Consider the following 25,456-nt stretch of genomic DNA (forward strand, 5'->3'; position numbering starts at 1 on the left):
TATAGACCAATTGGTCTTGAAATCGCAAGTCGCCGCTTCGGGGGCATTTTCGACCGGTTCAGCGGGATTGTCGGCTGGTTGATGTCCGCTTGGCCCTGACGGCTCCGCGGCCTCACACGCGGGAGACCGGCGGAACGCAACATTGCGTCCCGCCGGCAGCGCTCAATCGGTTCGGCGGCGTCAGGCCGAACGCTCCTTAAGGCCGTCGCGCTGCACGCTGCGCCTTGCGTCGACGGCGTCGGCGAGCTGCTTCAGCACGTCGGCCGTCGTCGCCAGATCGATGCAGCCGTCCGTGATGCTCTGACCGTAGATCAGCGCCTTGCCCGGCACGACGTCCTGGCGTCCGGCGACAAGATTGCTCTCGATCATCACGCCGACGATGCGCTGTTCGCCGCCTGCGACCTGGCGGGCGATATCGGCGGCGACCACCGGCTGGTTCTCCGGCTTCTTGCTGCTGTTGGCGTGGCTGGTGTCGATCATCAGGCGTGCTGCGACACCGGCGTGGCCGAGCTCGGCTGCGGCGGCATCGACGCTTGCGGAATCATAGTTCGGCACCCGGCCGCCGCGCAGGATGACGTGGCAGTCCTCATTGCCGCCGGTGGCGGCGATGGCCGAGCGGCCGCCCTTGGTGACCGCCATGAAGTGATGCGGGTGCGAGGCCGACTTCACCGCGTCCGCAGCGATCCGCACACCACCATCGGTGCTGTTCTTGAAGCCGACCGGGCAGGACAGGCCGGAGGCCAGCTCGCGATGGATCTGGCTCTCGGTGGTACGCGCGCCGATCGCCGCCCAGGAGACCAAATCGGCGATGTATTGAGGCGTCGTCATGTCGAGGAATTCGGTGCCGGCGGGCAGGCCGAGATTGTTCACGGCCGACAGCACGCTGCGGGCGAGGCGCAGGCCCCTGTTGATGTCGAAGCTGTTGTCGAGATCGGGATCGTTGATCAGGCCCTTCCAGCCCACGGTGGTGCGCGGCTTCTCGAAATAGACCCGCATCACGATCTCGAGGCGGTCGGCGAGCTGTTCGCGCAGGCCGGCGAGACGCTCGGCGTAATCGACGGCCGCCGCGGGATCGTGAATGGAGCAGGGGCCGACGACGATCAGCAGGCGGTCATCGCTGCCGTTGAGGATCGCGTGGATGGCGTTGCGGGCGCCCATCACGACGCGTGTCGCGGTCAGGGTGCGCGGAACTTCCCGCATCACCTCTTCGGGCGTACTGAGCTCTTTCAATTCCTTGATGCGAAGATCGTCTGTCGTACTCAACACGGCTGGCTCCTTTGGATTTTTGGGACCTGCCAGCGCATAAAAAAAGCCGCCAGGTCTGGCGGCTTGTTTCGGACGTTTGCTGCAATTCTTCAGATTGAGCGCGATCCTCCTGCCGCCAGCGAGCTGTCGTAGCTAAAGTACCAAAAATAGCTGGTGGCGACGGTGATCATGGGCGGCTCTATAGCGCAGGGATTTGGACCTGTCACCCCCAAATCCGCGAGGGCAGCCGGTTCACCGTCAGGTGTTGCGCGCCGCCAACGCCATACCTATCAGGGTCGCCCCGCCGAACATCAGATTGAGGCCGACCAGGAGGCCGATCGCCCATTCCGCCGAGCCCGGCAGGCCCGCGATGACGAAGAAGGCGATCACGATGTCCATCAGCCCGGCGATCAGGAGCCAGGACCAGCGTCCTGACAATTCGCGGCGGTGCTCCAGCGCGTACATGATGGTGGCGACGCCCTCGGCGACGAAATAGGCGCCGATGACAATGGTCAGCGTCAGCACGCCCTGCATCGGACGGGCGAGCAGCACCATCCCGGCCAGCACGGCGAGCGCGGCTGAAATCAGCGACCACCAGAAGCCCGGCATGTTGCGCGCCCAGAACGTCACGATCAGCCCGCCGATGCCTGAGATCAGGAACATCCAGCCGAGGAAGATGGTGACGGCGAGGCTCGCGAGGGCCGGCACGATCATCGCCGCGATGCCGAGGATCGCGAGCAGGATGCCTTCGAACAGGAACGCCTTCCAGTGTTGCTTGACTGCGGCCTGCATCTCCGATCGCAGTCTGTCGAGGTCGTTGGACAGGGTCATCGCGGCTCTCCAAATCTGCGAACGAGACGTTTGCGCGCGTGCGGCGCATCCTAGCCCTGGCTTGGCGCGGACGGAAAGCCCTCCGCGGCGGTCCGCATCCGGTTGCGGCCGAACAGGTAGACGGCGGTGGTCGCGATCAGCAGCGCCAGCCCGATCAGGATCGAGGTGAAGCCGATCGGGACCAGGATGAACGACGCATTGCGCTCGGGATTGACGTACCAGTGATGCAGCGAGGTGAGCAGGAAGCAGACGCCGGCAAAGCCGGTGCCGCCGCCGATCAAGAGCAGCGCCCACATCCGCCGCAGCTGGCTGAGCCGCTCGCGCGCAACGTCGGTGCGCGGCGCATGATGCTTGCCGAGGCGGCGCACCAGGCGGATCGCAAAACCGATCGAGGAGAAGCCGGTAAGCACGCTGGCCGAACCGAGCAGCAGCCGCGTGGTCGAGCCGAGATCGGGGATGCGCTGCAGCGCGAGCAGCGGAAAATCGAACGCCGCGTGCAGCGCGACCGGCGCGACCAGCACCAGCGCCCAGTTCGTGATGCGCGCCCAGTCGCGGTGGCCGCGATAGGCGCCGAGCGCGCCGCCGGAGCGCGCGATGGCGAGATAGGCGCCGGCGATGATGCCGAGCGCGCCGTGGAACGGCACGGTGAGCACGCTGCGCAACGCCGCGAGCGCGCGCCACATGTCCTTGTGCTGGACCAGATAGGCGAGGTTCTCATAAGCGGCGAAGCCGAGACCGGCGGCCGCGCCATAGACCACCGTATCCATCGGATCGGCGAAGGCGCGGCGCCGCGTCGAGATCGCGACGATGACGAGAACCTTGACGATCTCCTCCGGCGCCGCGACGCCGAATGCCGCGCGCACCGCCTGCGTCGCCCAGGGATTGTCGGGAATGGCGAGAAGCGCATTGAAGGGAATTCGCGCCAGGCCGAGCAGCGAGATGCTGGCCGCGCCGAGCACGAAGGCGAGCCACACCTGCACCGGCGGTCCGGGGCGCTCATCGGCGGCGATGACGAGCCACAACACAAGCAATGCGGGGGCAATGGCGGCGGCGCCGATTACCGTTGGAAGCGACTCAAGCAACAACATGAGCCGGACGGGCCCCTTTGATGGCACCAAAGCGATGCGTCCCGAAGAAATGGCAGCAAGTTCAGCGGATTGCAAATCGAGCGATGGGGAGAATCGGTTCGACAGACCGCCGTTCTCGTGTCCAAAATGCCACGGTGCCTGCGAAAGCGCGGCGGAAGCGTCGCGTAGCGGGGTCTCGGTCAGCTCAAAGCAGAGGGCGGCTACCGGCCGCCGGGCGGGTTCCCGACGGCGCCGCATGCGGCGGTCCAGACGCAGAGCTTCGGTGCCCCGAACCCTAGTGGGCTGGCGACCTGTGGGGCCAACCGGTTTCGCTTGAATGTCGCGAGCCGCACGGCGTGTCGCTGTGAGGTTGGGGGGCGCACCGCGCCATGACGACATCACCGATCCGCAGATCGCGGCGAATTTCACGGCGCGCGGCGGAGCGCTACGCGGCCGATGGTCTCTCGCGGGCGCAAGTCGCTTCTCGGTCAGGCAGACGCGATGCGTCCGCGCTTTCGTTTGGCGAATGGTGCGATCCGCCGTCACGGCGAGCACCGGTCCTTCGCGCAAAGCCCGCAAGTTTTGGCACCGCATGGCTTTCGTTGGGCTATAATGCCGCGGGCAAAGCGACTGATCCGGTAGAAGCCAAAGATGCCTTCGATTGATTCTGCGGTGATCGTTCTTGCCGTGATCGCTCTGTTTGCGGCCTTTGTGAACGGGGCGCTTGGTTACGGGTTTTCCTCTCTCACCGTGCCGGTCGCGCTGGTCTTCTATACCAACCGCGTTCTCAATCCTGCGGTCGTCATCGTCGAAGTCTTCGTCAACCTGTATGTTCTGTGCATCAATCTGAGCGGCGTGCCGGCCGTGTGGCGGCGCGTGCTGCCTATTCTCATCGGCATGCTGCCCGGCATCGCAGTCGGAGCCTTTGCTCTGACGTCGCTCCAGCCCGGCTGGATCAAATTCGCCACCTACTCGATCATTCTGCCGCTTATCCTGCTGCAGGCGGCCGGTTGGCGGAAGCCGATGCAGTCGAAATGGCTCGTCGGTTTGCCCTTTGGCGCGGCGCTCGGTGTCCTGTACTCGGTCACGACCATCTCGGGACCGCCGCTGGCGATCCTTTTCAACAATCAGGGCCTCGTCAAAGATGAGTTTCGCGCCGGTCTCGCGCTGGTTCGGGTGACGGAGTCGAGCTTGACTGCGATCGCATACTACAAGCTCGGTCTGTTCATCGAAGAGAGCCGGAGCATCCTGTTCGTGCTCGTTCCCTGCGTTGTCGTCGGCATACCGCTCGGTGCCTATCTCATCCGGCGGCTGGATGCGGAGACGTTTCGCCGGATCTGCATGAGCTTTGATGCATGGGTCGTGGGATTCGGCCTGTCGCGCGTGTTGATCGAAGTGAAGCTGATGGAAAGCCCGTGGGCCTACAGCATCATGGCCGGCACGATCCTGATCGACGTCTGCTTGTTGTACGTCTTCTTCACCGCGCGGAGAGGGACCGCGCAGGGCTCGCACGCGTTAGCTTCGCTGAGATCGGGCAACCAGGGCGGTCCGACCTGATGGCGGCAATGCCGTGGGACGGCGTTGGCTAACCTGCGAGCAGACGCCGGCAGGTTTCGACGAACACCTCGGCGCCGGTGACGATGTCGGCATCATCGGTGTTCTCGCTCCAGTGATGGCTGATGCCGCCGATCGACGGCACGAACAGCATCGCCGCCGGCATGATGGTGGCGAGCACCTGGGCGTCATGGCCGGCGCCGCTCGGCATCCGGATCGATTTGCCGCCGGCGCAGGCTGCGCTCGCGGCCTCGATCGCATCCTGGAAGGCAGGCGTCATCATCGCAGGCACGCCGGTGCGGATGCGCTCGACCTCTACGGCGCAGCGGCCCTGCGCAGCGGCCTCGGCTGCCAGGCGATGCAGCTGCGCCTCCAGACGCGCGATCACCTCGGGATTGTCGTCGCGGATCTGGAACAGCATGTCGGCGCCGCCGGGGATGATGCTCGGCGCACCCGGGTCCAGCGTGATGCGGCCGGTGCTCCACACCGTGCGCGGTCCGCACAAGGCAGGGAAGCTGTCGTCGATCGCGACACAGAACCGCGCCAGCGCCAGGCCGGCATCCTTGCGCACCGCCATCCGCGTGGTGCCGGCATGGTTCTGCTCGCCGGTGAAGCTGATGCGATACTGCCAGATGCCGACAATCGAGGTGACGACGCCGATCTTGAGCCCGCTGCTTTCCAGCGTGTCGCCTTGCTCGATATGGGCCTCGAGATAGCCGATGTGGCGGCGCGGCTCGGCGTTGAGGCGCGCTCGGCCGGCGAAGCCCGCATCGCGCAACGCCTGCCGCATGGTGCGATCGCTGGAGCGGTCGCGCGCCGCATCGATGTCGGCTTCGGTCACGGCGCCAACGAAGGACCGGCTGCCGAGGAAACTGCCGAAATGTCCTTCCTCGTCACACCACGCAGCGACTTCGACTGCGCCGTTCGTGCCGGGATCGGTGTTGATGACGCGCGCGGCTTCCAGCGCATAGATCACGCCGAGCGGCCCATCGAGCCAGCCGGCGTGGTTCTGGCTCTCGAGATGCGAGCCGGCGAGCAGTTTCGGTCCCGCCTTCGCGCTGCTGCCGAGCACATTGCCGATGCCGTCGATCGTCGCGACAAGGCCGGCGTCGGGCAAATGTCCGGCGAGCCAGTCCAGTGAGCGCAGATGCGGTTCCGAGAAGGTCGGCTTGTGCACGCCGGTCTTGTAGGCGCCGATCGCGCGCAACGCATTGAGATCGGCGAGCACGCGCTTGCCGTCGAAGCGAGTGTTGATGCCTGGCATGAGTTGGACTCCGGATTTGCGTCTTGATCTTACGTGTTGGCGCCTCAATCCCGTCTTGATGCCGTCGCGGTTGGATGCGACGGAACAATCGGGGCAAACGATTTCTTAGCGGTTCTGCTCTTAGGTCGCAGTACGACAGTACGAATAGCGTGTGAGTGTGATGATGTCTGCATTCCGGAACTGGGCTCGCAAGGCCGCTGTGCTGTTTCTTCCGATCGCGCTCGGCGCCTGCGCGCAATATTCGCAGCAATACAGCATGACCACACCGCCGGCGGGGACCGGGCCACTGGCCTGGGACGGTGCCGGACAGGACCCCAATCTCCCGCAGTCGCGGCGCCACGCCCGCAATGCGTCACCGGCCGTCGCGGAGACGCCGGATGCGCAGATGTCGGAAGCCGATGCGGACGCTCGGCTGGCGCGCAAGCTCGTGATCTGCAGCACCTGCATCAAGCCGACTCCCGTGGCGCAAGCGAGCAATCGCCAGGGCCAGGACGTCGCGAGCGCGGCCAATCATTAGCGGCATGATCCGGAAAAGTGCGAAGCGGTTTTCCGAGAAAGATCATGCCCAAACAACGCGAGGCGTGCGCCGTTCCCAGATTTCGATCGATGTCCGCTGGCCTTAGTTAGGCCACGATATCGTTCGATGCGCAGCCTCATGTCGCTCCGAAGATTCATTGTTCCCGCCGTCGTCGTTGCGCTTGCCGCCGCCATCCTGATTCATGTGGGCGGTTCGCGGGCCCATGCGCATGTGCCGTTGCATTGCGGCTTCTGGACCTCGATCGAGGCCGGATTGTCCTGCCAGTGACCCGGGGGGCGGGAATCCGGGAAAAGCATTCTCGACGCTTGCCCGTCCGCCCAATCGCCACTATACGTTCGGCCGTCGCAGCCGTTCGCCGGTAGCGGCCAATCTGGCATGTCTTACGTCTAACGTATTGATTTGCCGGGAGTTTTGCTCCCTTCGTCTATCGGTTAGGACGCCACCCTTTCACGGTGGAGAGAGCGGTTCGATTCCGCTAGGGAGCGCCACTGCGCAAACTTCCAAGAAATCTGATAGTGAAAACAAACTGTTAGCGTCCTAGCGCTTTTGCTGTTGGACGTTTTGTTGGACACGCTGTATCGACCGTCCGTTCCCCTGATGTTCCACAGCTCGATGCTGTCCATTCTCGCACGCGATGGCGATTATAAACCAGACGTACCGGGAATTTTGACCCCCACGAGATAGAGGGACTTGCACCCTTGGGCAGTTGGATAGGAAGCCGTAGGAAGAGCCAAGACTGACATGGCTACGACCAAAGGCGGTGTGCGAAAGGCCTTGAGACGTTTTGCTTTAAACAGCTTGCGGTTGTAGTAGCCTCTCCAAGGAATTGGAGGGGGCATGATTAAGGTCGATATTGCGACAAAAATTGTCGCGCCTGAAACGTCAATTTGGGTCGTCTTTCCGGGTCGAGCGCGTCGCAACCTAAAAATCTTTCTCGGCAACGATGCAATTTTTCTGGAAACGCCAGGGATCAATCTGACACCACAGATTTCCAACAACATCGCCGCCGTCCGACAGCGTGTTCGACTGTCTTCCGCAATAGAAGACTACCTAAGGGCGACGTCGCCGACCAAGGCGCCCTCTCGAAATCTATCCGATTACTCGGATGCTCCCTTTAAGGGAGGAGGTCAGACGACATTAGCCGCAAACGTTCGGAAGATGTTTGGTAAAATGAAGAAGGGCGATCTCGTCATCGTGCCGGATCATCTCTATGCGCCAGTTCATTTTGCTGAGGTTACGTCGGATTTCCTAGCAAAGGACGTTTTGACAATTGATCGTTATCCGTCGACCGTTGTCGCCGTTCATGCAGGCCGTTGTCGAGGAGCTGCGCGTCTCGAGCACGAAAAACGACGCTTTGATTTCCGGCCTGATCGGCGCGGCAACGGGGCATTGTGAGGCGCTGGTCCAGCGCGCATTCGTGCCGCGGACGTTCCAATGGGGGCTGCCGTGCTGGCGGCCGGTGATCGAGATCCCGATCGCGCCGGTCGTCTATGATGCGATCCATTCGATCAAGTATGTCGATTGGGCGACCGAGACGCAGCAGACGCTCGATCCCGCGAGCTATGTCGTGCAAACCGCGTGCGATAGCGTCCGCATCTTTCCGAAATTCGGCATGTCCTGGCCGCTCGCGTTCTCGCATGCGCCGGAGCCGATCGTTATCGAATTCGACGCCGGTTACGAGGATCTCGACGATCTGCCGGCGATCGTCAAAACCTGCATCCTGTTGCAGATCCGGCATCTCTACAGCATCGGCGAGACAAATCCCGCGCTGGTGCGCGATCTCGTCATCGGCGTCAGCGACAAGGCCTGGCAATTGTCGCCAGACGTCAAGACGCTGATCCCTGATGCGGTCACGCTGCTCATGCTGTCGGAGGTCTGGTGATGGCCGATCGCATCCTCAAGGCGCCACGCAACGCGCGGACGCTGCTGATCTGGCCGGCCAAAGCGCCGGACGAGGTCGTCGAGCGGGGTTTCGATTGGTCCGACGTTCTGCTCTCGCCGGCCGAGCGCGCGCGCCTGGCCGCCGGCGAGACCGTGACGCCTGCGGCCGGCATCAAGGCCTCGAGCTACGTTCTACCGCTGGGCATCGTCGCCAGCGCCTCGAGCAACACGGCGACCGTCGCCCTGGTGACGCTGACCGGCGGCGAGCTCGGCCGCGTCTACAGCATCGCAAACCGGATCGAGACCGCGAACGGGCAGCAGCTCGAGCGCGTTGTCAAGCTGCGCATTCGCGCGAAATGAGCGCGCGATGGACCGCGTCACGGCGCTGGTCGCGATCGCGCATCTGAAATTGCGGCTCGAGCTGCTCGAGCGGCATCCGGAGATCCTGGAGGGAATCGACATGATCGACATCAAACGGCCGATCGAGCTCGCCGGCATGCGCTCGCGCCTGGCGCGGGCAAGGAAGCTCGAGACGGATATCGGCGTCACGGGCCAGCGCTATGATCGCGTGCTCGACAAGATCGACGAGCAGCATAAGGCGCTACAGGGCCATGCCGGCGAGCTCGAGAACAACTCGGCGCAGCTCGAGCAGCTGCTCGGCACCATGATCGCGGGGGACAATGGCGGCCCAAACGATGGCGAGGCCGGCTCGAGCGGCTCCGAGGTCGGCCAGGTCATCACCAGCAAGGTTGACGGCCAGTGACGCCGGACGAGTCTCTCGACCAGCATATCCGCTCGCTCGAGGAGAACGGCGAGACCGTCCTGGTCCGCCGTTATGCCGGCGTCGGACCAGCGCGGGCCGTCGCGAAAGAGGCGGCTGTCCTGGCGAAGGTCAAGGGCTATCAGCCGGCGGAGATCGTCGGGGAGATCCGCCAGGGCGACCGGCACGTCATCCTGTTGAATGATCCCTCGGCGCCGGTGCCGGCCGGCAAGGTTGCCTTGTCGACCATGCTGCCGCTGACGGATCGAGATTTCCTGGTGATCGCCGGCGCCGAGGTCAGCATCATGGGCGTCGACGACGCGACCAGGCGAATCCAGGGGCAGATCATCGCATTCGAGCTGCAGGTCCGCGGCTGATGGGCAAGGTGTTCGACGGGGCTGATTATGAGCGCAGGCTCGACGCCGCGCGCAATGGGATCTCGACCAGTGAGGAGGCCCGTTTCGTCATTACGGGCGACCTGGCCGGCCTCAACGCGCGGAAGGCGTTCCAGGAAGCAAAAGAGCGCGCGCTGCAAAAGGCGCGGGCCAAAATGCTGCAGCGTATCGACCAGGAGATGACCGATCTCGACCGCGACGGCGTTTTGCCGACAGAGGTCGAGGAGATCGTCACAGGCCCGCATGACGAGCTCGTCTCGGTCGATGGCTGATGCGAATCGTTTTTCGCTACCTGGCGATGCAAGACATCGTCGATTTCGCGCTCGAGACGTTGCGAGAGCGATCGCCGGTCGGATCTGTCGACGATCCGCATCCCGGTCTCTACCGCGATAGCCACACGGTTTTCCTAAATGGTCATGTCGTCAGCGACGTTTCGGCATTCCGGCGCGGCGACCAGATCAATATCTCCAACCCGGTCCCTTACGCGCGCAAGATCGAGATCGGCCGGATGAAAATGAAGGTCGAGCCGAAGGTCTACCAAGAAACTGCGCTGCTCGTCGCTGCGCGGTTCGGCAATCGCGCCGCGGTGAAATTTACGTTCATGCCGGTCCGGTTCGGTGACGTCGCGGCCTATGCCGCCTTCTCGCAGCAGATCAAGGCCGGCCGGCGCCACATGTCGGACAAGGCGCGCCAGGACTGGCTCGTCCGGCAGCCGGCCCTCGAGATCCGGGCACGCTAGAGGTTATTCCATGGCTGATTATGCCGGCGCCGTCGCCGCGATGCGGGCGCGCTATGTAGACGGCTTGACGGCGGCGCCGAGCTCGTTCCAGAATGAAGATTCGCCGCAAACACCCTGGCCGCCGCAGGGCACGCCCTGGTGCTATTTCGAGGTCGTCGAGACCCTGCGGCGCAAGCGCGGCGTCGGCACGCCAGGCAACCAGACCTGGCTAATCACGGGCAACATCTTCGTGCATGTATTCGTGCCTAAGGGCTACGGGTTCGCCGCGCATCTCGCGCTCGCCGGCCAGGCCGGTGACCTCTTCAAGGATGCGACGTTCTACAACGCCGAGCCCGGCGCCTGCGTGCGCTGCTGGGGCGAGAACGGCGAGGGGCCGACCGTCCAGGGCGGCGACAGCGCCTCCGACGACGGCAACTGGTTCGGCCTGGTCGTCGTGATTCCTTTCCAGTTCTTTTTCATCGGCTGATCCAAACGGGAGACTGATCGCATGGTCTATCAAAGCAATTCCGCCGGCCGCGTCGCCTACAAGGCGCAGGCTGGCCTCGGCCAGATCGCCGCGGGCGGCGCCGGCGCTACTGTGCTGCCGATCTCCGGCGGTCCAGGTGCCAAGCTGTCGAAAGCTGCCACGGAATCGCAGACGATCCGCAACGACGGCATGTCGATCCGCGGCCGTCACGGCACGCAGAAAACCTCGTCGAGCTACAACGCTGAAATGTGGCTCGGCTCGCATGACGCGATCCTCGAGGCGATCATGCGCGGCACTTGGGATGCGGCGCCCCTTAGCAAGACGCAGGCCGATTTCACGTCATTGACGACGGCCGCGGACGGCATCGTTTTCGCCAACGGCTCGCCGATCGACATGGGCTTTAAGATCGGCGATATCATCCGCGCAACCAATCTGCCGGACGCCGGCAACAATGCTCGCAATCTGCGGATCTCCGCGCTCTCCGCGAACAAGATCACGGTGCCGGAGACGCTGATCGTCAACGCTGCGCCGGATACGAATTGCACGATCGCGCGGCCAGGCAAGCGGTTGACCAATCCGGCGACGCTGGTCCGGCGCTATTTCGGGATCGAGGAATTCGAGAGCGACATCGGCAAGGCGACCGTCCTCGACGACTTCGTCTGGGGCACGGGCAAATTCTCGATGGCGCCGAACGGGATCATCACGTTCGATGCCGGCGGCATAGGCACCGGCAAGATCCGGCCATTGGAGGCCGCATACTTCACCAACCCGGCGGAGACGGCCGGGACGCCGTTCGCCGTCGTCGACGCGACGATCCGGCTCGGCGGCGTCGACCTGGTCGAGCTGACCTCGTTCGATCTGTCGCTGGATATCCAGCCGAGCGCGCCGGATGCGTTCGGCTCCGGCAACATCAAGTATGCGCCGGACGTGTTCACGGGGCCGCTGCGGGTTTCGCTCAACCTGACCATGCTGCGCAAGGATCTGCAGCTGCTGGCCGATTTCGTCAGCGAAACGCAGTATTCCCTCAACATCCTGGCCGTCGACAACATGGCCGAGCCGAAAGACTTCATGTCGATCACGGTGCCGAATTTCACGCTCGGCGGCGTCGATCCGTCGGCGCTTTCCAAGCAGGGCGGCGGTCGCACGCAGACGATCACGGTCCCGCCGGCGCTGGTCGGCATCGATACCTCGGCGACCGGCAATAACAGCATGATCTCGTTCCAGACTACCGCAGCGTAGCGTTTGAGTGATCGGCGCCGACCATAGGCCGATGGAATGTTCTCGCGAGAACCGGCCGCAGGGTTGTCGGACCCTGCGGCCAACCTTTCCGACAAAAGGCAACCCGACATGACTGAATCAACTGCAATCCTCGATCTCTCGGCACATTTGCCCGTCGACACGTTCAAGCTGCAGATCCGCAAGCCTGGCACGGATACGCCGATCGGCTGGGTGATCGAGCTCGCCGGACCTGCGCATCCGCAGACGATCGCGCTCAACAATGAATCGACCCGCGACGCGATCGAGAAGGAGAAGGCGATCGAGTTCGCGCAGGTCAACGGCCGCAAATGGAAAACCGAGGATGAGACGGTCGCCGATCGGCGCCGGCAGAACGTAACAAAGGTTTGCCGCCGGATCGTCGGCTGGTCGCCGAATCCAACGTTCACGACGGTTTCGCCAGATCCCATCCCGTTCATGCTCGAGAGCGCAGTCAATCTGTTCCTGCGGCCGGAGCTCGGCAGTTTCTTCGTCCAGGTCACTGAGTACCTGACGAGCGAGCGGGCTTTTACGAGGCCCTCAAGTCAGACTTGAGGGCATACGCCGAGCGCAGTTTCCTGCTGTCCTCGAGGGCCGGCGACGCCGGCGAGACCTATCGCCAGGTCCTCGAGGGCCTCCTGCTAAGGACGCGCGATCCAAAGCGCAGGGCCGAACGGGAAGCGATCCTCAAGGTCCCGCCGATGCCGGCGGGGCTGCTCTATCTCTGGCGCATCTATGACCGGATGCGCCGGCGCAAAGGCGGCAACGGTTTCGCGCTGTCGCCGCTGGAATGGCAGGACATCGACGCGTTCCTGCGTCGGACACAAACCGGCCTGGCTCCATGGGAGCTCGAGATCATCGAAATGTTGGATGATCTCTATCTGGTCGATTACTCAAAACTGCAGGTGGATTGATGGCCGACCAGGTCGTGACCGAGCTCGTTATCGACGCGAATACGCAAGGCGCGGCCGATTACGAGCGGGCAATGGACAGTGCCGCCGGCGCCGCGCAACGCGGCACGGATGCGGCGACGGATTTTAACGTCGGCCTGATCGCGCTCGGCGCCGGCGCCGTCGCGGCGGCGGCGACGGTCAACAAGGCGCTGGATTATGTCGTCAGCTTTAACAAGTCGCTCGCCGACATGGGCGCGCTTGCCGATCGCGTCGGCCTGTCGCTCAAGGATCTGCAAGGCGTCCAGTTCGGCGGCCAGATCGCCGGGCTGACCGAAAGCCAGGTCAACGCCGGGCTAGAGAAGTCCGCGCAGCTGCTCAATGACGCGCAGCGCAACGCTAATTCGCTGTCGAAAGAGTTCGATGCGAACGGCGTCAGCCTGCGCAACGCAAACGGGCAGCTGATTAGCCAAAACCAGCTGCTGCAGATCGCGGCCGACCTGGTCAGTCGCGCACGCAATCCGCAGGACGCGACCGCGATCGCGCAAATGCTCGGCTTTACCAAGGAATGGGTGCCGCTGCTGCAACAGGGCGCCGGCGCGATGGCGGATCTCGGCAACCAGGCGCAGGCCGCCGGCGTCGTCATCGACGACGAGACGGTCAAGCGCGCCGCCGATTTCGATGCGCAGTGGCGCAAGAGCTCGATCCAGTGGTCGCTCTACATGAAAGAGGCTGCCGCAGGCCTGCTGCCGGTCATGGATGACCTGATCGAGCGGGCCGCCAAGTTCTTCAAGTCGCTCGACCGTGACTCGATCGAGAAGGCCGCAAGCGAGCAGCTCAGCGCTTTGTCCAACAGTGTCGGCGGTCCTAACGCAGATCAAACGGTCGGGCTTAGGATCGATATCACGCCGGAGGCAAAACAGGCGGTCGACGAGCTCTCGAATGCCGGCTCGCTGTGGGACGGCTGGGTTAAGCTGCTCGGCATCGTTTCCGCCAACCAGCCGTTAGCCAACATCAGGACGCTCTCGCCTGATGAGATCAAGTGGTACGCCGGGACCGGCGCCTCGATCTCCGACACAAGCAACGCGCAGAGCGATTGGGCCTGGCAGAACCAGGCTGCATCGCTCAAGTCGATGCAGGCAGGCCTGAACGGCCTGCAGTTCGGTTCGCGGTCTAACGTCGCATCGAAGGACACGGCCGACGATCCGGTCGATCGCGCGATCAACTCGCTGCGCCGTCATACCGAGACGCAGGAGGCCGATACCAGGGCGGTCGGCCTCGGCGATGCCGCGCTCGCTGCCTTCCGCGCGACGGCCGCCGAGACGTCCGCAGTGCAGGCCAATGGCGGCAAGGAGACGGCCGCGCAAGCCGCGAAGTTTGCCGAGCTGCGCGATCGCGCCGCGGAGGCTGCCGACGCCCTGGCGCGGGCCAAGGTGAGCTCGCAGATCGATTTCAGCAGTAAGACGGCTTTCCTGTCCTCCGACGACGTCGCGATCGCGACGCAGCTCAAGGGGATCTATGGCAATGACGTTCCGGCAGCGTTGGACAGCACGTATGCCGCTGCGATCCGGACCAACAATGCCTTCAAGGGGATTTCGGGGGCGATCGAGAGCGACCTGGTCAACGGCCTGGCCGATATCAGCACGGGCGCAAAGTCGGCCGGGCAGGGCTTTGCCGATATGTCGAACCAGATCATCCGCGCGATCGAGCAGATGATTATCAAGATCACGATCGTCGAGCCGCTGATGCGATCGCTGCAGTCGGCAGCCGGCGGCCTCGGCGGGTTTTCGATCGGCGGCGCGTCCGCCGGCAGCGCGTCGTCGACTGGCTTTACGGGCGGCCTCGGCGGCCTCTACCACACGGGCGGCATCATCGGCTCGGAGCCGACGTCGATGCGTTACATTCATTCGGCGTATTTCGACGACGCGAAGCGTTTTCATAGCGGCGGCATCGCCGGCAACGAGGTCCCGATCATCGCACAGCGCGGCGAGGGCGTCTTTACGCCAGGCCAGATGGCTGCGCTCGGAGCTGCCGCCGGCGCCGGCGGCGGCCGTTCGCCGCAGGTCACTATTAACAATTACACGGATGGGACGCCCAGCGTCGAGCAGGCGCCGAACGGCGACATCACGGTGACGTTGCGCAAGATGGTCGACGGCGCGGTCGGCGACTCGCTGTCGACCGGCACTGGCCGGCGCGTGCTCGGCGACCAGTACGGCGTCAAACCGTTCACGGGACAATAAGCCATGGCCTTGCCGGCATTTCCGATCGCAAACGCCGTTATCCTCAAAGACGGTTTCAATCTGCAGCGCGCGCGGGATCCGATCGCGACCGATATGGAGCAAGGCAACGTGCGCCAGCGTCCGCGACCTGGCGACAATGTCGGCACTGTGACGCAGACGGTCCGTTTCTACGCGGCTGACTATGACACTTTCGTCGAGTGGGTTAAGACGACGCTCAATCTCGGATCGGCTCGTTTCACCATTGATGTTTGGCTCGGAACGTCGCTGGCGAACAAGGTCTGCCAGTTCGTCAAGCCAGGCACAACGCTCGTCGCCAGCTGGCCTAATCCGGGCCAGGTCGACGTCCGCATGACGCTCCGGGTTTACGACGTCTAGCCATGCCGACGCACAATGAAGCGCTGCTCGAGGCCTATGCCTCATGTCCGCCTAGCGCGCGGATCTATTACACGCTCGAGCTCTGGCAGTCGTCATTCGATCAGCCGGCGCGGGTCGTCGCCAATGTCGGCGATGATATGGCCTTTGGGCTCGAGGCTGGTGCGCCGCGCAACGCCGGCGAGACCGCGACATTCATCGCTTGCCCTTTCGAGGCCGGCTATCCGGAGCAAAAGGAAGGCCAGCCGCCGTCGACGACGATCAAGATCGACAACGTCAACCGCGAGCTGGTGCCAAAGATCCGCGCGGCGCAGGGGACGCGGGAATATATCCAGGTGCTCTATCGCGAGTATCTCGGCAGCGACCTGACCGAGCCGGCCTATGGGCCGATCGAATTCGAGCTGCGCAGTGTGCAGATGGTCGGGGCGTCGCTGACCGGAACGGTCATGGTGAAAAACCTGCAGAACAAGCGGTTTCCGCGCATCACCAAGAATTATGATTACGTGCAGTTTCCATCCTTACTGGCTTAAGGTGCCGGAGTCCGCTTTAGCTTCACAAAGCGACCTTGCACAAGGTATCGTCGAATGTCAGCCTTGGGCCACTTCCGGACTCATGCACCTTAAACAAGGACTCACTCGATCGGCAGGCCTTGGTGGCTATCGAACGGTCTCAGTCAGTAATTGCACCCTTTGGAGCGGTTCAACGCAACCGGGGAAGCGGCTTTCCACCCTAAGCTCCCCTGCCATCCTGTTTGCCGATCACGCAGCGCCATGCCGCAAGGCGTTCGGCCGGGAGCTCCTTCATCCACGCAGCGAGTTGCGGCGCACCCATCAGGCAGGACTCATCGAGACGTCGGCGAAGTCTGAGGTGGTAACGGTCTGCTCGTGGCAATTTGCCGGAGAGGAGAGATTGCAGAGCACGGCGATGATCTTGATTACGGCTGGAGAGCCCCATCGCTGCGATGAGCATTTGCCCGGATGATCTTGATGGCCTTGGCCACCGTGCGCGGATTCAGGCCTAGCGCGCGGATCACTTCCTTCTTCTTGCAGCCGAGATTGCATTCGAGGTAGCCGCGCACACGCTCGACGTTGAATGCCTCCAGCTCCTTGGAGCCGGGGCGCAGGTTCAGCGCTTCAATGGTACAGAATTCGGGGGACATGTTTGAAGCTGCCCACCCGGTCATGCACGCCATTCGACGTTCAGCGCTAGCAGCCGATCGGGCGAATGCTTTGGCCGCATCAACATGCGAAGTAGCTTTCTCAGCTCGCCGCTCGTAGTCGTCGGCAAGGGCCTTGAGCTGACCCGCACTCGCTGAGTCGGTCATGGTTTGGGCTGCGCGGAGCAAAGTCCATGCTGTCTCTAAATATGCCTTGCCTCGTTGTGAGACCTCGACCATCACAAAGTCCTCGCGCGGTGCTCTAGCAGCTGGTTGAAGGTGATCCGGAGCCAACCCACCCAATTGCGGTCACTTTCCCTGCGAGCTCTGAAGCGATCGGCGCACTTCTTGGAACAAAGAGGTGTTCGCCACGAGTAGTGCCGGACGAGACCGAACTTGCCATCACAAACTGCGCATCGCGCGGCACTGCCAGATTTAATGCTTTCGGAGCAGTTGAGCATTGTAGTCTCCTCTTGGCCTTATCGCAGCTGTTCGTCGATCATCCTTTTTCACTGTCGCACTTGATGAACCTGTGCGCCTTTCCAAACGCATGCAGCCTAAGACGATCACGATCAACAGCTCAACTGAACGTAGGTAATCGCCCGGCATCTTGAGGGGTGAACGGAACGATACGAAGGTTTAGGGCGCCCCCCTTTCCGCAATGGTCCAAAAGCCGCCCATGGCGGTCAAGCTAACCGACGTCCGCTCTTTCTCAATGAGCTGACCTACGTCGAGTTATCCGCCCAGTCGTTTGGAAGGAAACGGGCTCTTGTCTATTGATCGTTCGTCATTCCTGTCGCCGCTGATCGGCGAGCCATGGGCCTGGCAGTCCCGCAACTGCTGGGATTTCGCCTGCCATGTGCAGCGCGAGCTGTTCGGCCGCGAGCTGCCACAAATCGCGGTGCCGGCGGATTTCAGCAGGCGTTGGGTGCTCGAGGAGTTCGCCGGCCATCCGGAGCGCGCGCGCTGGCGCCCGGTGCCGGACGGTCCCGGCGGCCTGGTGATGGCCGCTGACGGCGCGCTGGTGCTGATGGCCCATGCGCGATTTCCCGCCCATATCGGCGTCTGGCTGCGCCAAGAGGGCCGGGTGATCCATTGCGATAGCCAGGCCGGCGTCGCCTGCGAAACCGTCCTGGCGCTGCGCCAGGTCGGTTGGAAAAACCTCATGTTCTGTGAGCCGGTGACATGCACGGATCTGTGAAGCGATTGCCCAAGCCGCCGGCGAGCTCGCCGGAGCGTCCGCGAGCTCGTCGCGAGCGCCGCAGCGCCGCCGCGCGTCAGCCGGTGCTGCATCTGGTGATGCCTGGCCTCGAGGTCGGTTGCGCCGAGCCGCGGCCGAGGGAGACCGTCGCGGCCTTCCTGCGGCGTACAGGCTGGGCAACGCGCGATCGGGCTTTCGGCTGGCAGTTCAAGAAAGGCCTGCCGACCGTGCTCGAGATCAACGGCGAGGCGGTGCTGCGCAGGGATTGGCGGTCGCGCCGCATCGGGCCGGCCGATGCGGTTCGCTTCATGTCCTATCCGCTCGGCGGCGGCCAGGGCGGCAATACGGCCAAACAGATCATCGGCCTGGTCGCGTTGGTCGCGGTCTCGGCCTTCGCCATTTGGGCCGGCCCTGCGCTGTTTGGCGCCGGTACGTTTGGCGCGCTCGCGACGACCGCGGCGATCGGCATCGGCGGCTCGCTGCTCGTCAACGCCCTGGTGGCGCCAAAGGCCGGCGCGACCAATACGCCGAGCGCAACGCAGGACCAGATTTACTCGGTCGCAGCGCAGGGCAACGTCGCCAAGCTCGGCCAGCCGCTGCCGGTCTGGTATGGGCGCGTAAAGGACTATCCGGATTTCGCCGCGACGCCCTGGGGCGAGTTCGTTGCCAACGATCAATACCTCAACGTCCTGCTGTCGCCGACGATGGGCAGCATGCAGTATGAGGCCGTCTATATCGACGATACCGTTTTCTGGGACGCGACCAACGGGATCGCGGCAGCGTTCTCGGATGCGCAGATCGCATTTTATGAGCCTGGCAGTGCGGTCGCGCTGTTTCCGACCAACGTCGACCAGTCGGCCGAGGTCAGCGGCCAGCAGCTGCCATCGGGGACCGGAACATCAGGCGGACAATATGACGCCAACGGCCTGCCGTTCGGCGCCTCGGCGAGAACGCCTGGCGCCTGGATTGGACCGTTCGCGGCAAACCCGGCCGGAACGCTGGCGCAATCGCTTGCTGTCGATTTCGTCTTTGCGGCCGGCTGCTACACGGTCAACGGCCAGGATGGCTCTATCGGTTTTTCTAATGTCGGCCTGACCGCAGAATATGCGACCTGCGACAACGCCGGCGCGCAAACCGGACCGTTCAACCCGCTGTTTTCGATCGTGCGGCAGTATGCATCGCAGGCGCCGGTCCGCGACAGCGTCAAGGTCGACGTCGCGCCTGGCCGTTATCTTGTCCGCTTTCGCCGCGAGGACGCCGAGCTGTCCGGGACCGCGGGCAGTAATTCCGTGCTCTGGGCGGGCCTGCGCTCGTTCCTGAAAGGCAGCAATTCGTTTCCGGACGTCTCGACGATCGCGATCCGGTTGAAGGCGTCGCAGTCGACGCAAGGCGCCTATAAGTTCGGCGTGCTGGGCACGCGCAAGGTGCCGGTTTGGAATGGGGCGGCCTTCGTCACGCAGGCAACCCGTAACCCGGCTTGGGCCTTCCTCGACGCAGTCACCAGCGGTCAGTATGGATCTGGGCTGTCGATCGCCAAGGTCGACTTTAACGCCGTTGTGGCGCATGCGGCCGGCTGCGACGCTCGCGGCGACACGTTCGATTATCGATTTATGACGGCCGTCGCCGTGCCGGATGCGCTTAACAAGATCCTGGCGCCGTCTCGAGCGCAGCATTACTGGCTCGGTGATACCGTCTCAATCGTCCGTGACGAGTGGCGCGACGTGCCGACCATGCTGATGACCGATCGCGAGATCGTGCGGGATTCGATGCAGGTCAGTTTCACCATGCTCGGCGAAGAAGATCCCGACGCTGTCATGGTCGAGTATGTCGACGAGAGCACCTGGCGGCCGGCGCAGGTGCAATATCCGCCGGAGAGCGACACATTTACGTCGGTCAATGCCGAGACCAAGCGCGTCGACGGCATCGTCAACCGTGACCAGGCATTCCGGGAATGCGCGTTTTATTATCTGCAGTCGATCTATCGGCGGGAAAACGTCGCGCTCGGCTCAGAGTATGAGGGCAGGGCGATCACGCGCGGATCTGTGGTCAGGGTTCAATCCGATCTGCCGGAGAACTACGGTTACGGCGGCGCCGTCGTCGGCGTCGCCGGCGCGACGCTGACGCTCAGTCCTGCGCCGGTCTGGGATAGTGGGCCGTTCTATATCCGGTTGCGGAAGCCGAACGGGAAATTCTTTGGTCCGGTGCTTTGCAGCCGCGGCGTCGACGTCGCGCATGCGGTCCTCGACGCTGCCAGCCTGGCGACCGCGGAGAGCGCGCAGGCGACGACGCTGACGGCCGTCCTGGCCCGCGAGGATGGTGCGGAATATCCGTCATTTGACCTCGGCACGGGTGCAAGCCAATCGCGCCTGTGCGTTGTCCTCGACGGCTCGCCGAACGGCGACCAGTTCACGCTCAACATGGTGGTTGATGACGAGCGGGTTCACGCGACGGATCTCGGCAACCCGCCGGTGCCGCCGAGCGCGCAATATCCGTCAAACGACAAGGTCCCGCTGGTTTTTGGGCTCAATGCTTACATGAGCCAGGGCACGGCCGAGCCGCGGCTGTTCGCCAGCTGGTTTCCGACCGCGGGCGCGATCTACTACGTCGCCGGCGTCTCCTATGACGAGGGCAAGAATTGGACGCAGGTCTATGAGGGGGCCGAGAACCAATTCGACACGGTCGTCAGCCTGGCCGCGGTGCGGCTGCGCGTCCAGGCGGTCAATGCGACGATGCGCGGCGCCTATTCGACCGTCGACGTCGAGGCGCCGACCGCAAGCTGTCGCCGGGCATGGTCACGCTCGAGTCGTTCAATGCGGCCCTGAAAAATCAGGTCACGGCGGTCGCGGATCAAGATAACGACGAGATCAATGCGGCCCTGCAGCTGATCTCGTCGACCGCTGCTAACCAGGACGCCCGCAACTGGCTCGACAAAAAGTCGATCAAGTCGGAAATCTCTGCCCGCGTCGGTGCGGCCTTCGCCCAGATTTCGACAGTCCAGACCGTGGCAGTCGACGCGCAGCAGGCGGTCGCTGATCTCACGACGTCGGTCAGCGCTCAGTTTGGCGACGTCAACGCATCGATTACCGAGCAGTCGAGCGCGATCTCGAGGATCGACGGCTATGCCGCGGCTGCCTGGTCTCTGACGCTCAGCGTCAACGGCTATGTGACCGGAATTCAGCTGGTCAATGGCGGATCTGGGGTCTCGGCCTTCACGGTCGTCGCCGATAAGTTCCAGATCCAGCTGCCGGGCTACAACGGCAATTTGCCAAAGGCTGTTTTTACGGTTGGCACGATCAACGGCGTCGCCTCGATCGGCATCACGGCGAATATGTATCTCGACGGCGTCCTGACGGCACGCATGATGAACGTCGGCACATTGAGCGCGATCACGGCCAACGTCGGCACGCTGACCGCTGGTGTGATCCAGAGCTCGGACGGCAAGGGGTGGTCCTCAACCTGACCGCCGGCACTCTGATTATTTCGGAGTGACCGGACGATGGCGGTCCGGATCTATATCGATGCTTCGCGGGTGACAGTATCGAAGCCCGGATACGACGCGCAGTTTCCGCCGGCCGTCGATTACAAGTATCTGTCGCTCGACAGTCGGTTCAACCAGGGCAGGCCTCTCGAGGTGGGGCTGATTCCAGCCTACACGTTCCTGAGTGGCACCAAGATATTCTATTCGGGCACGTATCCGACGCCGCCGGCGGTGGACATCGTCCCTTACAGTCTGTCCTCGGGAGTCGCGGGATACGGTCAGACGCTGGTCATGCGGGACGCCAACAGCTCTACCGCCATTCAGCGCTCGCCGTTCGCTGTGCTTTGCGCGAGGGATGGGTTTACGCCGGATGATTCTGGCCTGGTGTTCGCAAGGTACTCCCGCTTGCACGGGCTCGCGTTCAATCTGTTCTATATCGCTTGGAAGGTCTGGTAATGGCTCGCCGGTTCCTGTTGGGCCTGCATCCGAGCCTCGGGCAATATGGCGTCTGGCTTTCCGTGCCTGCTGTCGACGTCGTCACGGCCACTGCCGCAGCGCAGTTCCTTTTGAAATCGGACGTCAAGAACGAGCAGGTCATCATGTCGGGCAGCATCTTCCTGCCGGCTCTCAGCGGAGCGGTTGCGATTCCGTATCCGGCGACGCTACCGCAAAACCCGTTTGTCTCGTTTCGCACCTACATCGACTCGGGCGTCGTGTCCTACCCTTACCGACTGGATATGGCGGTGCCGAGGGACATCACGATCGGCGGCGTCGTCTATTACGAGATCCAGAACGGATTTCAGATCCAGAACAACACCATGACTTTCAACAATCTGATTTCTGAGTCCTACGGCATTTATGTCGACTACATGATCTTCAATCGGAGCCTTGGGTGACGCAGCGGGTTTTTATGCAGGGCGGAGCTGGCGCGAGGCTCGTCGTTAGCAAGCCTGGCGTTGACGCAGCGCTCGCCAACCTGGATCAAACGGTGTTCGATTCCCGCTGGTCTGGTCACCAGTTCTATTTGAGCGGCACCCTGGATAGCATCAACGATAGTACAGCTCAATTGAACTTCGGGGAGACGCTCGACGCGCCGCCGTTCATGCTGGGTTATTGCGATCCGAGCGTCCTTCTAAACCCTGGCGCACAATATCTGCAGTGCGAAGCCTACCGCGGCGGCGGCACTGATTTCTGGATCTACGCGGCCGTGACGACCTCGTCCATCGTGTTTCGGTTCAAGTTCGGCAACCAGCAGGGACGGCTCTATTTCTCGCTGTTCAGGAGGATCGCAGGATGACGGGGGTGACACTCGACGCGGCATGGGCGGTGCCTGGCTACACGCCGGCGAGCGTCGGCGGAGAGGCGGTCGCGGTCAGTCCAGAGGCCATTGCGGTCACGATCGAGGAGCCGGAGGCGGTCAACAAGACCAAGACGCTGATCCGGCACGACGAGAACGGAATTATTACGCAGGTCATTCTCGACGCCGCGCGACCCATGGACGAGATCTCCAAGTCGTTCGCGGAGGCCGGCATCGATCACATTCTCTATGATGGACCTGTCGATATCAAAGAGGCTTATGTCGACCTGTCGACTGATCCGCCGGAAATTCGACCCAAGCCGGAGGTTGTCATCAGCGGCGAGATCCGGCCGATCAAGGCCGACGGCGTCGATGCTCTGCATCTGACTGTGCAGCCGGAAACGTTCGCGGTTTATGTTTGGTACGACGGCAAGCTGGTCCACCAGGAGGACGTCGCCGATGGAAAGATTGAGTTCGCGATCGACCAGGCTGGTGCATTCCGGGTGACGATCGTCGCCGCGCAGCCCTACAAGGTCGGCGCCTTCGAGGTGGTCGCGCAATGAGAATTCAGATTGCGCCTTTGGTGCAGGAGAAGAAGCGCGCCGAGCGCCGGATCAACACGTTCCTTATGGTCGACGGCCATGACGTCGCGCATGCGCGCAAGCATATGCTGGCGCTATCCGTCCAGAATGGCGCCGCTGCGACCGCGGAATTCGAGGAGGCCGCGCGGATCGAGGGCAGGACCGCGCAGGAGCTCGCGGCCGTCATCCTGGCGAAACCGGACGAGCTCATGGTCAAGGAAAACAAGCGCAGGGGGCTGATCGTCGCGGTCCGGAACGCGCACAGCCTGGCCGAGCTGAATAAGATCCTCGCCGATAACGGTGTCCCGGCGCATTACGAGGACCAGCGGCTGGCCCTGCTGCCTTAGTCCAGCGGCCTCCGCTCCACAAAACCCAAAAAGACAATCGAGAGGTTATCGAGATGACGGCGCTTGCCAGTTACGCGACCGGAACGATTTCCGTTGCGGCCAACGGTACCGTTGTGACCGGATCGGCGACGATCTGGTCGGGCACGAACGTCCGGCCTGGCGACATCCTGCAGATCGGCAATTTTCAGACGATCATCGCTGACGTCACTGATCCGACGCATCTCGTTATCCCGCCATGGGGCGGCGGCGCGCAAGCCGGCGTCGCCTATGTGGTTTGGAAAGTGTCGCCGCAGCGCATCGCCGGCGCGCAGGCGATGGTCGACGTTTCGACGCTGGTCGCTGCGCTGAATACGACGGGCTTCTTTTGGTTTGTCGATGCGTCGCTCGCTGCGCCAGATCCGTCGCTCGGCTCGGATGGACAATTTGCCCTGCAGCCGTCGACCGGGAAAATGTGGGTTCATGTCGCCGGCGCATGGTCCTTCCTCGGGATCTATCGCGGCCTCGGCACGCCGGCGCCGTATGACAACGCGAAAACCTACAACCTGATGGACGTCGCAACCTCTGGCGGCTCGTCCTACGTCTGGATCAATCCGGCGCCGGGCTCCGGCCAGGCGCCGCCGAATACGACCTATTGGGCCGTCCTCGCGAGCAAGGGCGACCAGGGCGCGCAGGGTATCCAGGGCGCGGGTTACGGCGGAACGTCGACGACGTCGCTCACGATCGGCGCCGGCGCGCAGGCGTTCACGACGCAGGCCGGCCTGGCGTATCAGAACGGCGCGCGTGTTCGTGCGACCTCGACGGCCAATCCGTCGAATTGGATGGAGGGCCTCGCGAGCTATGCCGGCACGATCCTGACGATCACGGTCGACAAGACCAACGGCGCCGGCACGATCGCGAGCTGGAATTTCAACATCGTCGGCCAGCCTGGCGCCGGCGATCTGAGCTCGGCGAACAATCTTTCGGACGTGGCAAACCCTGTGACGGCGCGGCTCAATCTCGGCATCCGCCAGGTGATCGACTTGAGCGGCGCGGCCGATTGCAACGCGATCGTTACAACCGGCTCTTACCAACTGAGCAGCACAACGAACGTCAATGCGCCGTTCGCCGGCGCGCTGTGGTACCTCGAAGTGCTGGCCTATAGTCTCGCAGGCTATGTCGAGCAGCGCGCGATTGTCCTCAACGGCACGCCTACCAATACGCAAACCTATTTTAGGGTGCAGCAGGGCGGCACGTGGTATCCGTGGCGCCTGTTGCTCGCACATGACGACAACCTGGCGGCTCTGGCGAACAAGGCTACAGCCAGGACAAACCTTGGCGCGGTCGGCCGGCTCAACCTGCTGCGGTTCACGGCGTCAGGCACTTACAATCCGTCCGCGAATATCATCGGTACACTGGTTGAAGCGCTCGGCGGCGGCGGCGCCGGCGGCGGCGTTGCGCCAAATGCGTCTTACGTGCTCGCGGGACCGGGCGGCGGCGCCGGCGGAAGGTCTCTCCGATGGCTGACCGCGGCGCAGCTCGGCGCCGCCCAGACGGTTGCGATCGGCGCTGGCGGAGCTGGCAACTCCGCCGGCGCCGGCGGCACCATCACGACGGGCGATTATGGCTTTACGGGAAACACGGGAGACAACGGCCATTATCAGCAAATGGCGTCGACGACGAACATCATCGTCGGCAAGGGCAGGGGTGCTGATAGCCCGTATGGCAGCGGCGGCGTCGGGATCATGGGCAACGCAACGGCCTATCAATCGAACGGCAATGCGGCGACCGGGTTCGGCGCCGGCGGCGGCGGCGGTCTCTCCAACCAGTCGGCCGCGTCCAACATTAGCGGTGGCGCAGGCTCGTCTGGCCTAATCAACATCTGGGAGTTTCTTGCACAATGATCGGTTACATCCTCGATGCG

At 63.3% G+C, this 25,456-nt stretch carries 31 protein-coding genes, 1 tRNA gene and 1 pseudogene; 27 read left to right on the top strand and 6 right to left on the bottom strand.

From position 1 onward, the window contains the following. Window positions 1–180: 180 nt before the first annotated feature. The 3 genes from HAP54_RS35260 to HAP54_RS35270 form a co-directional block, all read right to left on the bottom strand. Window positions 181–1,266 carry a 3-deoxy-7-phosphoheptulonate synthase gene (locus tag HAP54_RS35260; protein WP_166295012.1) on the bottom strand — a complete coding sequence of 362 codons (1,086 nt, stop codon included), beginning with the start codon at window positions 1,264–1,266 and terminating at the stop codon, window positions 181–183. A 237-nt stretch (window positions 1,267–1,503) separates the two neighbouring features. After that, window positions 1,504–2,076 carry an HdeD family acid-resistance protein gene (locus HAP54_RS35265; RefSeq protein WP_166295013.1) on the bottom strand — a complete coding sequence of 191 codons (573 nt, stop codon included), beginning with the start codon at window positions 2,074–2,076 and terminating at the stop codon, window positions 1,504–1,506. Window positions 2,077–2,126: 50 nt separating this feature from the next. After that, window positions 2,127–3,164 (bottom strand): PrsW family glutamic-type intramembrane protease, encoded by a 1,038-nt coding sequence (locus HAP54_RS35270; protein ID WP_166295015.1) that lies wholly within the window; start codon window positions 3,162–3,164, stop codon window positions 2,127–2,129. 630 nt (window positions 3,165–3,794) lie between these two features. Here HAP54_RS35270 and HAP54_RS35275 point away from each other — a divergent pair. Next, on the top strand, window positions 3,795–4,700 hold the full coding sequence (locus tag HAP54_RS35275) for a sulfite exporter TauE/SafE family protein (protein WP_166295017.1): 906 nt from the start codon (window positions 3,795–3,797) through the stop codon (window positions 4,698–4,700). Between the two features lie 28 nt (window positions 4,701–4,728). Here HAP54_RS35275 and HAP54_RS35280 read toward each other — a convergent pair whose 3' ends face one another. Then, the gene (locus HAP54_RS35280) at window positions 4,729–5,961 is read right to left on the bottom strand and encodes a Zn-dependent hydrolase (protein ID WP_166295019.1); all 1,233 of its coding nucleotides are present in this window, start codon (window positions 5,959–5,961) and stop codon (window positions 4,729–4,731) included. A gap of 163 nt (window positions 5,962–6,124) precedes the next feature. Between HAP54_RS35280 and HAP54_RS35285 the strand changes: the two genes are divergently transcribed. From HAP54_RS35285 to HAP54_RS35365, 17 genes are all read left to right on the top strand, one after another. Continuing rightward, window positions 6,125–6,478, top strand: a complete 354-nt coding sequence (locus HAP54_RS35285; RefSeq protein WP_166295021.1) for a hypothetical protein — start codon at window positions 6,125–6,127, stop codon at window positions 6,476–6,478. 138 nt (window positions 6,479–6,616) lie between these two features. Then, complete coding sequence (locus HAP54_RS35290; protein WP_166295023.1) at window positions 6,617–6,766, top strand: hypothetical protein; 150 nt, start codon at window positions 6,617–6,619, stop codon at window positions 6,764–6,766. A gap of 146 nt (window positions 6,767–6,912) precedes the next feature. After that, window positions 6,913–6,987: transfer RNA gene (locus HAP54_RS35295), tRNA-Glu, on the top strand. Window positions 6,988–7,336: 349 nt separating this feature from the next. Beyond that, window positions 7,337–7,894, top strand: a complete 558-nt coding sequence (locus HAP54_RS35300) for a hypothetical protein (RefSeq protein WP_166295025.1) — start codon at window positions 7,337–7,339, stop codon at window positions 7,892–7,894. After that, complete coding sequence (locus HAP54_RS35305) at window positions 7,803–8,381, top strand: head-tail connector protein (protein WP_166295027.1); 579 nt, start codon at window positions 7,803–7,805, stop codon at window positions 8,379–8,381. The genes HAP54_RS35300 and HAP54_RS35305 overlap by 92 nt, the downstream gene beginning before the upstream one ends. Continuing rightward, window positions 8,381–8,740, top strand: coding sequence for a hypothetical protein (locus tag HAP54_RS35310; RefSeq protein ID WP_166295029.1), 360 nt, complete (start codon window positions 8,381–8,383; stop codon window positions 8,738–8,740). The genes HAP54_RS35305 and HAP54_RS35310 overlap by 1 nt, the downstream gene beginning before the upstream one ends. A gap of 7 nt (window positions 8,741–8,747) precedes the next feature. Then, a complete protein-coding gene (locus tag HAP54_RS35315; RefSeq protein ID WP_166295030.1) occupies window positions 8,748–9,143 on the top strand; it encodes a hypothetical protein in 396 nt (131 codons plus the stop codon). Continuing rightward, a complete protein-coding gene (locus HAP54_RS35320; RefSeq protein ID WP_166295032.1) occupies window positions 9,140–9,517 on the top strand; it encodes a hypothetical protein in 378 nt (125 codons plus the stop codon). The genes HAP54_RS35315 and HAP54_RS35320 overlap by 4 nt, the downstream gene beginning before the upstream one ends. Further along, a complete protein-coding gene (locus tag HAP54_RS35325; protein ID WP_166295034.1) occupies window positions 9,517–9,807 on the top strand; it encodes a hypothetical protein in 291 nt (96 codons plus the stop codon). Before HAP54_RS35320 ends, HAP54_RS35325 begins: the two co-directional genes overlap by 1 nt. Continuing rightward, window positions 9,807–10,274, top strand: coding sequence for a hypothetical protein (locus tag HAP54_RS35330; protein ID WP_166295036.1), 468 nt, complete (start codon window positions 9,807–9,809; stop codon window positions 10,272–10,274). The genes HAP54_RS35325 and HAP54_RS35330 overlap by 1 nt, the downstream gene beginning before the upstream one ends. A 10-nt stretch (window positions 10,275–10,284) precedes the next feature. Further along, entirely contained in the window at window positions 10,285–10,740 is a 456-nt protein-coding gene (locus HAP54_RS35335) for a hypothetical protein (protein ID WP_166295038.1), read from the top strand. Between the two features lie 21 nt (window positions 10,741–10,761). Then, on the top strand, window positions 10,762–11,979 hold the full coding sequence (locus HAP54_RS35340) for a phage tail tube protein (RefSeq protein WP_166295040.1): 1,218 nt from the start codon (window positions 10,762–10,764) through the stop codon (window positions 11,977–11,979). 108 nt (window positions 11,980–12,087) lie between these two features. Further along, window positions 12,088–12,549, top strand: a complete 462-nt coding sequence (locus HAP54_RS35345; RefSeq protein WP_166295042.1) for a hypothetical protein — start codon at window positions 12,088–12,090, stop codon at window positions 12,547–12,549. Beyond that, window positions 12,546–12,908, top strand: coding sequence for a phage tail assembly chaperone (locus tag HAP54_RS35350; protein WP_224741638.1), 363 nt, complete (start codon window positions 12,546–12,548; stop codon window positions 12,906–12,908). Before HAP54_RS35345 ends, HAP54_RS35350 begins: the two co-directional genes overlap by 4 nt. Then, complete coding sequence (locus HAP54_RS35355; RefSeq protein ID WP_166295044.1) at window positions 12,908–15,124, top strand: hypothetical protein; 2,217 nt, start codon at window positions 12,908–12,910, stop codon at window positions 15,122–15,124. Before HAP54_RS35350 ends, HAP54_RS35355 begins: the two co-directional genes overlap by 1 nt. Before the next feature lie 3 nt (window positions 15,125–15,127). Further along, a complete protein-coding gene (locus HAP54_RS35360; RefSeq protein WP_166295046.1) occupies window positions 15,128–15,499 on the top strand; it encodes a hypothetical protein in 372 nt (123 codons plus the stop codon). Between the two features lie 2 nt (window positions 15,500–15,501). Next, on the top strand, window positions 15,502–16,026 hold the full coding sequence (locus HAP54_RS35365; RefSeq protein ID WP_029084769.1) for a DUF1833 family protein: 525 nt from the start codon (window positions 15,502–15,504) through the stop codon (window positions 16,024–16,026). A 199-nt stretch (window positions 16,027–16,225) separates the two neighbouring features. Here the strand turns inward: HAP54_RS35365 and HAP54_RS35370 are convergent. Continuing rightward, window positions 16,226–16,431, bottom strand: a pseudogene (locus HAP54_RS35370) (hypothetical protein). After that, window positions 16,431–16,820 carry a hypothetical protein gene (locus HAP54_RS35375; RefSeq protein ID WP_175619271.1) on the bottom strand — a complete coding sequence of 130 codons (390 nt, stop codon included), beginning with the start codon at window positions 16,818–16,820 and terminating at the stop codon, window positions 16,431–16,433. Before HAP54_RS35375 ends, HAP54_RS35370 begins: the two are co-directional and overlap by 1 nt. 601 nt (window positions 16,821–17,421) lie before the next feature. Between HAP54_RS35375 and HAP54_RS35380 the strand changes: the two genes are divergently transcribed. Genes HAP54_RS35380 through HAP54_RS35420 form a run of 9 tightly spaced genes read left to right on the top strand, consistent with a single transcriptional unit; the run spans window position 17,422 to window position 25,436 of the window. Continuing rightward, a complete protein-coding gene (locus HAP54_RS35380; RefSeq protein WP_224741637.1) occupies window positions 17,422–17,853 on the top strand; it encodes a hypothetical protein in 432 nt (143 codons plus the stop codon). Continuing rightward, a complete protein-coding gene (locus HAP54_RS35385; RefSeq protein ID WP_176422127.1) occupies window positions 17,838–20,675 on the top strand; it encodes a host specificity factor TipJ family phage tail protein in 2,838 nt (945 codons plus the stop codon). Before HAP54_RS35380 ends, HAP54_RS35385 begins: the two co-directional genes overlap by 16 nt. Continuing rightward, entirely contained in the window at window positions 20,642–21,313 is a 672-nt protein-coding gene (locus tag HAP54_RS35390) for a phage tail tip fiber protein (RefSeq protein WP_166295052.1), read from the top strand. Before HAP54_RS35385 ends, HAP54_RS35390 begins: the two co-directional genes overlap by 34 nt. Before the next feature lie 36 nt (window positions 21,314–21,349). Then, complete coding sequence (locus HAP54_RS35395) at window positions 21,350–21,787, top strand: hypothetical protein (protein WP_166295054.1); 438 nt, start codon at window positions 21,350–21,352, stop codon at window positions 21,785–21,787. Beyond that, entirely contained in the window at window positions 21,787–22,227 is a 441-nt protein-coding gene (locus tag HAP54_RS35400; RefSeq protein ID WP_029085018.1) for a hypothetical protein, read from the top strand. The genes HAP54_RS35395 and HAP54_RS35400 overlap by 1 nt, the downstream gene beginning before the upstream one ends. Continuing rightward, the gene (locus HAP54_RS35405) at window positions 22,224–22,628 is read left to right on the top strand and encodes a hypothetical protein (protein WP_166295056.1); all 405 of its coding nucleotides are present in this window, start codon (window positions 22,224–22,226) and stop codon (window positions 22,626–22,628) included. Before HAP54_RS35400 ends, HAP54_RS35405 begins: the two co-directional genes overlap by 4 nt. Continuing rightward, window positions 22,625–23,191 (top strand): hypothetical protein, encoded by a 567-nt coding sequence (locus HAP54_RS35410; RefSeq protein WP_166295058.1) that lies wholly within the window; start codon window positions 22,625–22,627, stop codon window positions 23,189–23,191. The genes HAP54_RS35405 and HAP54_RS35410 overlap by 4 nt, the downstream gene beginning before the upstream one ends. Before the next feature lie 20 nt (window positions 23,192–23,211). After that, entirely contained in the window at window positions 23,212–23,556 is a 345-nt protein-coding gene (locus HAP54_RS35415; RefSeq protein WP_166295060.1) for a hypothetical protein, read from the top strand. 53 nt (window positions 23,557–23,609) lie between these two features. Then, a complete protein-coding gene (locus HAP54_RS35420) occupies window positions 23,610–25,436 on the top strand; it encodes a pyocin knob domain-containing protein (protein ID WP_224741635.1) in 1,827 nt (608 codons plus the stop codon). Window positions 25,437–25,456 lie beyond the last annotated feature (20 nt).

The sequence above is a fragment of the Bradyrhizobium sp. 2S1 genome (genome assembly GCF_011516625.5).
GTDB classification, from domain to species: domain Bacteria; phylum Pseudomonadota; class Alphaproteobacteria; order Rhizobiales; family Xanthobacteraceae; genus Bradyrhizobium; species Bradyrhizobium septentrionale.

Bases quoted from the DNA above. Each gene is read 5' to 3' on its own strand.
- HAP54_RS35365 (WP_029084769.1), top strand. From the start codon at position 15,502: ATGCCGACGCACAATGAAGCGCTGCTCGAGGCCTATGCCTCATGTCCG.
- HAP54_RS35340 (WP_166295040.1), top strand. From the start codon at position 10,762: ATGGTCTATCAAAGCAATTCCGCCGGCCGCGTCGCCTACAAGGCGCAG.
- HAP54_RS35345 (WP_166295042.1), top strand. From the start codon at position 12,088: ATGACTGAATCAACTGCAATCCTCGATCTCTCGGCACATTTGCCCGTC.
- HAP54_RS35335 (WP_166295038.1), top strand. From the start codon at position 10,285: ATGGCTGATTATGCCGGCGCCGTCGCCGCGATGCGGGCGCGCTATGTA.
- HAP54_RS35310 (WP_166295029.1), top strand. From the start codon at position 8,381: ATGGCCGATCGCATCCTCAAGGCGCCACGCAACGCGCGGACGCTGCTG.
- HAP54_RS35275 (WP_166295017.1), top strand. From the start codon at position 3,795: ATGCCTTCGATTGATTCTGCGGTGATCGTTCTTGCCGTGATCGCTCTG.
- HAP54_RS35285 (WP_166295021.1), top strand. From the start codon at position 6,125: ATGTCTGCATTCCGGAACTGGGCTCGCAAGGCCGCTGTGCTGTTTCTT.
- HAP54_RS35315 (WP_166295030.1), top strand. From the start codon at position 8,748: ATGGACCGCGTCACGGCGCTGGTCGCGATCGCGCATCTGAAATTGCGG.
- HAP54_RS35375 (WP_175619271.1), bottom strand. From the start codon at position 16,820: ATGACCGACTCAGCGAGTGCGGGTCAGCTCAAGGCCCTTGCCGACGAC.
- HAP54_RS35360 (WP_166295046.1), top strand. From the start codon at position 15,128: ATGGCCTTGCCGGCATTTCCGATCGCAAACGCCGTTATCCTCAAAGAC.
- HAP54_RS35410 (WP_166295058.1), top strand. From the start codon at position 22,625: ATGACGGGGGTGACACTCGACGCGGCATGGGCGGTGCCTGGCTACACG.
- HAP54_RS35300 (WP_166295025.1), top strand. From the start codon at position 7,337: ATGATTAAGGTCGATATTGCGACAAAAATTGTCGCGCCTGAAACGTCA.
- HAP54_RS35330 (WP_166295036.1), top strand. From the start codon at position 9,807: ATGCGAATCGTTTTTCGCTACCTGGCGATGCAAGACATCGTCGATTTC.
- HAP54_RS35290 (WP_166295023.1), top strand. From the start codon at position 6,617: ATGTCGCTCCGAAGATTCATTGTTCCCGCCGTCGTCGTTGCGCTTGCC.
- HAP54_RS35265 (WP_166295013.1), bottom strand. From the start codon at position 2,076: ATGACCCTGTCCAACGACCTCGACAGACTGCGATCGGAGATGCAGGCC.
- HAP54_RS35305 (WP_166295027.1), top strand. From the start codon at position 7,803: ATGCAGGCCGTTGTCGAGGAGCTGCGCGTCTCGAGCACGAAAAACGAC.
- HAP54_RS35395 (WP_166295054.1), top strand. From the start codon at position 21,350: ATGGCGGTCCGGATCTATATCGATGCTTCGCGGGTGACAGTATCGAAG.
- HAP54_RS35385 (WP_176422127.1), top strand. From the start codon at position 17,838: ATGCACGGATCTGTGAAGCGATTGCCCAAGCCGCCGGCGAGCTCGCCG.
- HAP54_RS35400 (WP_029085018.1), top strand. From the start codon at position 21,787: ATGGCTCGCCGGTTCCTGTTGGGCCTGCATCCGAGCCTCGGGCAATAT.
- HAP54_RS35270 (WP_166295015.1), bottom strand. From the start codon at position 3,164: ATGTTGTTGCTTGAGTCGCTTCCAACGGTAATCGGCGCCGCCGCCATT.
- HAP54_RS35325 (WP_166295034.1), top strand. From the start codon at position 9,517: ATGGGCAAGGTGTTCGACGGGGCTGATTATGAGCGCAGGCTCGACGCC.
- HAP54_RS35280 (WP_166295019.1), bottom strand. From the start codon at position 5,961: ATGCCAGGCATCAACACTCGCTTCGACGGCAAGCGCGTGCTCGCCGAT.
- HAP54_RS35355 (WP_166295044.1), top strand. From the start codon at position 12,908: ATGGCCGACCAGGTCGTGACCGAGCTCGTTATCGACGCGAATACGCAA.
- HAP54_RS35390 (WP_166295052.1), top strand. From the start codon at position 20,642: ATGGTCACGCTCGAGTCGTTCAATGCGGCCCTGAAAAATCAGGTCACG.
- HAP54_RS35420 (WP_224741635.1), top strand. From the start codon at position 23,610: ATGACGGCGCTTGCCAGTTACGCGACCGGAACGATTTCCGTTGCGGCC.